At 44.5% G+C, this 8444-nt stretch carries 8 protein-coding genes; 3 read left to right on the top strand and 5 right to left on the bottom strand.

The features are described 5' to 3' along the window. Positions 1 to 613 precede the first annotated feature (613 nt). The 4 genes from A3763_RS09595 to A3763_RS09580 all read right to left on the bottom strand — a co-directional run bounded on the left by A3763_RS09595 (position 614) and on the right by A3763_RS09580 (position 3375). A complete protein-coding gene (locus A3763_RS09595) occupies positions 614 to 973 on the bottom strand; it encodes a glutathione S-transferase N-terminal domain-containing protein (RefSeq protein ID WP_068509001.1) in 360 nt (119 codons plus the stop codon). A 165-nt stretch (positions 974 to 1138) separates the two neighbouring features. After that, on the bottom strand, positions 1139 to 1882 hold the full coding sequence (locus A3763_RS09590; protein WP_068510943.1) for a hypothetical protein: 744 nt from the start codon (positions 1880 to 1882) through the stop codon (positions 1139 to 1141). A gap of 95 nt (positions 1883 to 1977) precedes the next feature. Next, on the bottom strand, positions 1978 to 2397 hold the full coding sequence (locus tag A3763_RS09585) for a hypothetical protein (RefSeq protein ID WP_068510945.1): 420 nt from the start codon (positions 2395 to 2397) through the stop codon (positions 1978 to 1980). Positions 2398 to 2448: 51 nt separating this feature from the next. Further along, positions 2449 to 3375, bottom strand: coding sequence for a triacylglycerol lipase (locus A3763_RS09580; RefSeq protein ID WP_068510948.1), 927 nt, complete (start codon positions 3373 to 3375; stop codon positions 2449 to 2451). 329 nt (positions 3376 to 3704) lie between these two features. Between A3763_RS09580 and A3763_RS09575 the strand changes: the two genes are divergently transcribed. The 3 genes from A3763_RS09575 to A3763_RS09565 all read left to right on the top strand — a co-directional run bounded on the left by A3763_RS09575 (position 3705) and on the right by A3763_RS09565 (position 7544). Beyond that, complete coding sequence (locus tag A3763_RS09575) at positions 3705 to 4769, top strand: helix-turn-helix transcriptional regulator (protein WP_068510950.1); 1065 nt, start codon at positions 3705 to 3707, stop codon at positions 4767 to 4769. 16 nt (positions 4770 to 4785) lie between these two features. Then, positions 4786 to 6621: an alpha/beta fold hydrolase gene (locus A3763_RS09570; RefSeq protein WP_068510952.1), complete on the top strand. Its 1836-nt coding sequence runs from the start codon at positions 4786 to 4788 to the stop codon at positions 6619 to 6621. Between the two features lie 107 nt (positions 6622 to 6728). Beyond that, positions 6729 to 7544, top strand: a complete 816-nt coding sequence (locus tag A3763_RS09565) for a lipase secretion chaperone (RefSeq protein WP_068510955.1) — start codon at positions 6729 to 6731, stop codon at positions 7542 to 7544. 30 nt (positions 7545 to 7574) lie between these two features. On the opposite strand, the gene A3763_RS09560 is transcribed toward A3763_RS09565, so the two are convergent. Continuing rightward, a partial coding sequence (locus A3763_RS09560) for a GGDEF domain-containing protein (protein WP_231872155.1) occupies positions 7575 to 8444 on the bottom strand: 870 nt, incomplete at its 5' end.

Raw genomic sequence — 8444 nt, 5'->3', positions numbered from 1 at the left:
AAATTCATGACCTAAGCCCTGAGCCTGAGCCTGAGCCTGAGCCTGAGCCTGAGCCTGAGCCTGANNCTGAGCCTNAGCCTGAGCCTGAGCCTGAGCCTGAGCCTGAGCCTGAGCCTGATAATTTTGTTGACGAAGCCCCTGATTCGTCAAGCAATAATTTTGGCTCATCAACAGGCCTTCCCGCTGGCGTGCTCGACCAAAATATTGGCCTGCGAACTAGCCTGGGAGACGAGCAACATTATCGGAGTGCCTTATCGCAATTCGTCGCTGAAGTTGGCGAGATCAGACAGCACTTAAACTCTGGGCTCAGCGCTATCAACAAACAAATGATCACTGAGAAAGCAAGCCGCTTACGCACAAGTGCTGAAGAACTGGGTATAAATAGAGTAGCTTGCCTGGCAATTGATCTGGAAAACAACACACAGTTCCCAAATGAAGTGCAAGAAGAAGCAATAAGCTCTTTTGCTAAAGAACTGGATTATGCAGAACAGGAAATCAGAAAGGTTCTTGGAGAGAGTAACAGCTAGATTTGTACCGAGCCTCGCTGGCAGGTCGCACCTTTGAACCTATCTAACTCCGCATAGCGAGGGCTGGGGCCCTCTGCAGGACTCTCTTATGTATATTGCTCTTGAAGATAAGAAATAATATCTGACGACTCATACATCCATTGTTGCTCACCATCTTTTTCTATTCTTAAGCATGGCACCTTAAGCTTTCCTCCACCGGACTGTAGCTCTTCAGCAAACTGCTTATTGCGTTTCGCATCACGAGTCTCAATATTTAAGCCCTGACGACGCGCAGCCCATCGAACCTTTACGCAAAATGGACAGGCAGCATACTGATATAGCGATATGTTCTGCGTCGCCGCGTCCAGTTCTAACTGCTTCTCGCTGGAAAGCTTGGGTTTACGAGGCTTAAACAGAAAATCAACTAATAGAATAATACGGCCTAATAGCCATCGAACAACAGACATGCAACGAACCTCTTTCGTAAATCGCTAGAATATGGCACCGTAAAACTGCACAAAACTTATACAGCTATCTCTACGGCGCACGCGGATTCTATCAGAAAAGAGGCATAATTTCCTAGGGATGATCAGCCCGAATCAAGGGAGCATAGGCCTGACAACAGGATCTACTTATAATTCGATCTTGGGTGCAAGGTAAGCACAAACACTCGTTACTTGCTGCCAGTCTTTAATCACTGAGGGGTTATTTTTCAAGAAGTGCTTAGCGACATAAGCTCCGCCAGCGGCTTCGGCCAGTACTTCATAATCATAATCGACCTCATCCGCATCCAAAGCCTGAAGCGCATCAAAGATACTCACTTCTGACTCTGCAAATGAATTAATGAGTCCTTCACGATACATCTCGATCAGCCTATCAATCGAATAAGCTTGAGTGTTAACTTGATAGCCCTTAGCCAACAACAAAATATCGATATCACTGCCTTGTTTAACCGCAAGAATACCTGCACCTTGATTGTTTCGGGAATTACCATTACCCACGAGTAAAATACGTGAGGTATATAGGTCAAAGGCATATTCAGCGACTTTATCCCGCGATTTGGTCTTGACCATATTCAAACCAATATCAATCACATTACTATCAAGCGCACCTTCCATGAATGAGTAGTGTGGCATTTCGACAAACTCGACATGAGAAAAGTATGCGCTCGAGCATTCCATCAAATTTGCAAGACTTCCTGAAGCAATACCGTTATCAACTTTGAAAGAAAGATGAGGTACGTAACCAATTCGAACGGACGATTCAAACCGCTTATTATCTGTGGCGTAGCTTGCTCCAGAGAGCAGTCCAGCCAGCATCGCGCAGACAATCATAGGTAAAAAGTGTCTAAAAGCAGACATAAAACGCATAGGCATGTAACTCACCTTAAATTTATTATGTAAGTGGTGGAAAAAGCTTGGGTTATTTTTATGATAGCACTACTTATGGTAATAGAAAGGCAAAGTAAAAACTATGCATTAGGTCTAGCTTGTGCAAGGTCATCCGGGGTAAGCAATTTAGCCGCACGATGGACAAGCTTGCCGCCACCTCTTAGTGAACGATAGACGATATCCAGAATATCTCGGTGCACGGCTTCAATAGGTTTGGCTATTTGACTCACTACGGGTAATTTTTGCATCACATAAAAGGGCTCTTCAGCAATTGAGTAATGAACCGTCTCAACTGTTTCTACCGTTTTATCGTAAGCGCTCGCCATCAAATCGATAGTGCCTGCTAATAAAGCTTGATTGGACACATCTTGCTGCCCAGCTTCGGGGATATAGGGTTTACGTATTACCTGATAGTTGATTAAATCGAGCGCTTTCCCCGCATGACGTGTACGCAATCTTCGCTCATCTTCATCAACCCAGCATGCTATCTGCTGGTACACGCGGTCAGAGTGCGCCAATGGAATATGTGGCAGGCCTTCAAAGTGAGCGTTTTAGCTATGTGTTGGCGCAGAGCCCGGGTTAGCACTACCCTGTCTGACCAAGCTACCCCCCATCACTCTGCTAATAAAGCTATCTTCATTCTTTCCAACACTACCACTAATAAAGTAATGACGAGCCTGATCATAGAAACTCGCACATGACGACTCAATGTCTTCAGATGGAGCAAAAAACTTCAAGCCATGCTTTAAATCTTGAATACCTTCACTCCGCCGATCAATCCAATCAGCCCAATGGCTAATGTAATCCCGAGGAAAGTGTCGAACGATTTCACCGCTAAAGTGGCCAAACTTTTCAAGCGGTGAGCCTTCGTGCGGTGTACCCAAGTACATACATTTACTTAAGTTCGAGAGCCAAGGCATATCAGTTTGGATGGCACAATATTGAGCATGTCGAAGTAAGAGTCCGCCCATACTGAAACCGACAAGCATCAGTTCATCAATATTAATCGGGTAGGCTTCGTGCAATTGAGTCAGTTGCTTTGCCAGAAGACGACCATTTTTTTCTAAAGAAAGTCCGGTATTGTAGCGAAGATAGAACGGTGTATAACCAAAATCTTCCTGCAACTTTGTACCATAGTTTTCCCTGACATCGCCGCCTTTATAGTCGAAACAGCTATCAATATAATGATCGACGAGAGATTCCCCTTCACTGGGAGCCTTTAGGTGGTAATCCCAAACCGTTTCCAGGTTTGTTAGCCCATGAACAAATACAACCACCTTATTACTTAACGGCGCATCCAGCTGATGAACGAGGTGTTCATTTAAGACCAAGCGTTTGTAGTGGTAATAAAAGCCCATCTGGATAGCCAAAGGGTTACATTCTTTTTCAAGGTAGTCACCTATCACTCCATTGAGGATGGAGCGCCCTAGACGCCCCCAATGTTTATGGGTCTCTTGACCTTCAACAGTATGACTCATACATGATCTCCGTAAGTGAAGATCTTCAGATTAGCATGTTTTCTGGAATATGAGACATGATCCAACTCAATCAATGAAGGCTATTCAAATGTCATCCCTCTTAAACACGAACTTAGCCAAGTAAGTACCGCTGTGACGAAGCCCTATAAATTCAGTGCGATAAGATCACAGAATCACCACGTACTTCTACTTATTAAGAAGTCTTGTCACAAAAACAAAGTGTCAAGACCGATTTGTTGCTTAAAATTCCCTATGATGCTCACTTATAAACGCACTAGATAAAAGACAAACGCTTTAACAGCATTGATAGATAAGTTTCGGAATAAAACGTGTATAGCAGTTCTATAAAAAAAGCGCCCCTTGACAGCTCAGTGCTCACCTTAAAGCTCTACGACAGTGCATCTAAAGGCCCCGAAGGCTTGGCACAAGAACTTTGCGACATCTTCGGCAGCGCTTCAATTGACCTTAGTGAACGCCTAATCCCTTGGCAAAGCTCGTTATTGAGCGAGACTGAGCTAAGCGACATTCGCAAGGAAGCACCGGCCGGTAGCTCTAGTTCTTATTATATTTTTGTTCACAAACACGTACTTTATCCGTGTATTCCTTTCGACCATCGCGCCGAGTTGGTCGCTAGCATTGCTTTTGATCGCCGCGCAGAAGCCCAGCTCCCCCTATCCAATACACAGAGACACCTACTGCCACATATCGCCCAGGCCTTACTTCTCTGCCATAAAATAAACCAACAGCAGCAAGAAATTGAATCAGTTTATCAAGTTCTGGGCCACTACCCACTCCCCACCCTTGCTGTCGATAACCAAGTTAATAGTGTGTTTAGCAATAAGTTGTTTAGACAATTAATCAATTCATCTATTACAAACGAAGAGTTTGACGCGAGTACATCATTAAGGCATCTAGCTCGTGAGCACATCGACCTACTGAAGTTATGCACTCGGGCTAATCAGCGCATCGTACTTAGAAATGCTATCCACGACTGTATGAATGCGACAAGCAAGCACAGCGTGTTGTTCAAGCTAAGTATTAATGAAATAGAATATCCGGTAATTATCAGCACGACAGCTTGCGTACCCAGGCTGTTCAGACATTACACCAGAACCGGCCTTGCATGGGTGTATTTTTTAGGCGCCAACTATGCGCAACACTTAAAAGAAAACCTAAGATTTCAGGCTCTGAAACTGAGTAAGGCAGAGAAAGAATTAAGCATTTTACTATTCGAAGGAGCTCGCCTTAGTGATATTTCAGAGCACAGAGGCGTCTCCGAACAGACTGTACGCAAGCAACTCCAATCAGTGCTTCGTAAAACTAGGCTTGAAAGCCAGGAAGCGCTAATTTTATTTTTATTTGAACACTGTATTGAATACGGATTAGTTAAGTAGTCACAAGGATGTAGTCATGATTAACCTGCTCGAAAATAACGCACCACTTACCATAGAGAAATTCAGCCTCGAAGAAGATGAACTGATCTCCCTTATCTATCGCTTCGCGAGCAAGAAAGACGAATGGTTCAATCTACTGCTGAGCCTGTCAAACTGTATTTCCATCTCTGAAAACCTACCTCATGAGCATCCGTTTAGAGACGTTTCCTTGCGTGTCATGAAACACCTGAAAACGGCGATCAAAATCAGTGCCCAACTTAGCAGCCAGGAACACCCCTTACAGACAGAAAGTTCCCTGAACCATATTCCCATGGCGGCATTAATTATTAATGAGACAGGCCGAATAATTGACATCAATGAGCGAGCTGAGCACTTCTTCAATGCCAGTCAGCACTGGCAAATTGATCAGGGTTACCTGAGCGCGGAACACCTTCGGCTGAACACAGAGCTTATGCCATTAACCGGCGACCAAAACTTCAGCATCATCTCACTAGCACTTGAACCCGTCGACTCAGCTGTAGAAAGCCTCAGCACTAAAAAGGCATACCAAGGCAAACCTAAGCTGGTCCATCTTACCGCCTTGCCAGGCAATGAGGCAGATATGCAGCTCAGCCAGCATTTTTATCTCTGTTTTCAAACAGAGCAGGAAGAGCTAATTAACACCGAGCTTCTCAAGGCACACTACCAGCTAACAGATACCGAGGCACTAGTCGTAGTCACCTTGATCAATGAGCTATCCAGCAAGAAGACTGCCACCAAACTAAAGTTAAAAGAGGCAACGGTAAGAGGCCACTTAAGCAACATTTATCAGAAACTTGGGGTGACTAGGAAACCGGAGTTAATCAGAAAAGTCTTATTATATAAACTCGGCTCCTCACATCAACTCGATAGGCCTTTATCTCCTATTGCTGACCAAACAAGCGAGCCTGAGCAGAACGTTATTTACCTGAAAGACGGCAGGCGTATGAGTTATTGCGATCATCCAAAGCCTGAACTTTTAAAAAATAAACGTGCAACTGACCCATATTGCTCGACCAGCTCCGAAACTCACGCCATCATTTTACTACATAACCTTATGGGCTCTTCAATGGAGTTACCTCCGGGTGCATCAAGCCTTTTTGAACAAGAAAATATCCGAATTATTGTTCCCGAACGTCCTGGCTACGGAGATTCTGACTGCCACCCCGAACGTAACCACCAAGACTGGTGCTCGGATCTTGAGCAACTACTAGATCACCTAAAACTAGATAAAGTAAAAATTCTTGCACACTCTATAGGTGGTAGTTACGCGCTTGCCTTGGCAGAGTTTCTGCCAGATCGCATCGAGCGCATTGCGATGGTTAATGCCATGCCGCGTATCGAAGATATTATGGCCTGCGCCAACATCCCTTCACTCGTAACGGCCGTTAATCGAAGTCTAAAGTTTGCTCCATTTTTGATCGAACCCATTTTAAAAATGGCTGTTGGAAAAGACATCGAACACTTTTATTCCCAGCAGTTGAACTATATTCGCCCCACACTTGAAGGTCGTGCTGCAGATATTAACTTGTTAAAAACAAGTCAATATCGAAACTATTCAACCGCTAATCTCAAGCAATCGGCTAAGCAAGGTGTTGGTATTTGGGCAGAAGAACTAAAGCTTAGCTTCAGTGCTCTTGCCTTTTCGGTAAAAAATTGTCGAACAGAATATCAATTCTGGCACGGCGAACATGATGATGTTATTCCCCTAGAAGCCGCTGAGCTGCTATCAAAGCACCTCAATACGACTCACTTTACCCGTCTGAAAAGTGAAACCCACTATCTTTTTGCTCGCCACTTTAACAAGATTGTTAAGCAACTCATCGCTAGCTAAGCCGCAATGAAATAGAAATCAGGGTGTGACAAGTCTTAGCGAGCACACCCTTCAACTCAACCCATGAGTACGAATCCGCATCACGCTACGGCGCGCTGCCCCTGCATATGTCTGATATAGCGATCGAACAGTTTTTAGTTGACCCTCAAGGGAAGCTAGTCATCAATGAGAACATCAAAAACATATTCGAGTATTTCCTTATGGCTTCTCATATCGAGGGACAAGACCAGGTCATTGAACGCATACGCGAGTATATTGAGATGAGTTTGTCTGGCGAAGCAACGATGAAAGCCCAGGAAATAGCAGACAATTATCTGCTTTATAAAGGCAACCTGAGTACAGAGCAATTTGCCATGAACACAGACTTCAGTCAGCAGGAAAACCTGACAATGCTGCGCTCTGCGCTTGATGATAAAAAAAACACACGTCGACAATACCTCGGTAAAGAACTAAGTGAAGCCTTGTTCGGTCACGAAGAACGTTATGATGACTATTCTTATCAGCGCTTACTGATCAACAGCGACAGTTCACTAAGCGAGCAGGAAAAAGATCAGCTGATGGCTCAGGCCGAAAGCCAACTGCCCAGTAAGATGGCTCAAGGCATGCGCTATAAGCGCGAAGAAAAAAAGCTCACCGCACAAATAAACAGGCTTAAGAATCAGTCTGACACGGCTGAAGAAATCTTCGATTTAAGAGCTAATTTCTATGGAGAAAAGATCGCACAAAGAATGGCCTACCTAGAATCCAATACGCCACAGTGGCAAGCTCGCCTAACAGAATTCTACCAACAACGGCAAGATATCCTAGACTCAAATGAATTAAGTGACGAAGCCAAAAAACTCGCCTTACAAGAAGCCAAAGATAATGCCTTCACCAGAAAAGAACAGATCAAGCTCGCCGTACAATCGATACGGGGAGCATAGAGAGCTTGTAATTGGATAATAGCGTGCCGACTAGACAGATCGCGGACTTTCTTTAATTGTGCAATTTCTCCCTGCCTCTTTTGCTTTATAAAGCAAGTCATCCGCCTTCTTGATGACCTCAGCTGGTCGATACCCTGGCTCGCTATTTGCCAAACCTATACTTATTGTCACCGAAACGGTCTTAGAAGGATTACCCTGACCTCTATGCTTTTTCCCTGTCTTCTTATCCTGCTCACGGTCATCGGACCTAAGCTTTAGCGCATAGTTTTGTATCGATTCACGCACGGCCTCGGCAAAGACAAAAATGTCGTCAGCACTTCGGCGGTTAAAGACAATGGTAAATTCTTCTCCACCATAACGGAAAGCTCGCCCTCCACCCTCGACCTGAGCGATCTTTGAAGCCACCATACGCAAAACCTGGTCACCCACATCATGACCATGGGTATCATTAAATTTTTTAAAGTGATCGACATCGAGCATCGCTACCGAGTAATGACGACCTAAAGTGGAAAGATAATCTTCCAAAGCACGGCGACCTGATATTCCGGTTAATGCATCTTTATAAGTCACCTGATAATTACTTTGTTGATAAAGAATAAACAAAGCCAAAAACAGCATTGAGAAGCATACTGAACTAAGGTGATTTGAAGAGAAGTCGAAAAAGACTGACACGCCAGATAGCCAGGTTAATAATAAAGCGAAATCTGCAACATGTTTGCGAATCAAGGCAAGCAGAGCTAACACTGAAAAACACAAGGCGTGGCAATATAACAAAGCCTCGGTCACCCAATACCGGTCTTCAAACAAAGCACTTTGGTGGTTGGCAATCGCCGCTAACTTAGCCTGCCACGCCTCACTGGCACCAAAATACCACAAGAGCATAGCTCCAGCCGCTAATAC

The sequence above is a fragment of the Oleiphilus sp. HI0128 genome (assembly GCF_001635365.1).
This window is presented reverse-complemented; position numbering and strand designations above follow the sequence as displayed.

Bases quoted from the DNA above. Each gene is read 5' to 3' on its own strand.
- A3763_RS09570 (WP_068510952.1), top strand. From the start codon at position 4,786: ATGATTAACCTGCTCGAAAATAACGCACCACTTACCATAGAGAAATTC.
- A3763_RS09565 (WP_068510955.1), top strand. From the start codon at position 6,729: ATGTCTGATATAGCGATCGAACAGTTTTTAGTTGACCCTCAAGGGAAG.
- A3763_RS09590 (WP_068510943.1), bottom strand. From the start codon at position 1,882: ATGCCTATGCGTTTTATGTCTGCTTTTAGACACTTTTTACCTATGATT.
- A3763_RS09580 (WP_068510948.1), bottom strand. From the start codon at position 3,375: ATGAGTCATACTGTTGAAGGTCAAGAGACCCATAAACATTGGGGGCGT.
- A3763_RS09595 (WP_068509001.1), bottom strand. From the start codon at position 973: ATGTCTGTTGTTCGATGGCTATTAGGCCGTATTATTCTATTAGTTGAT.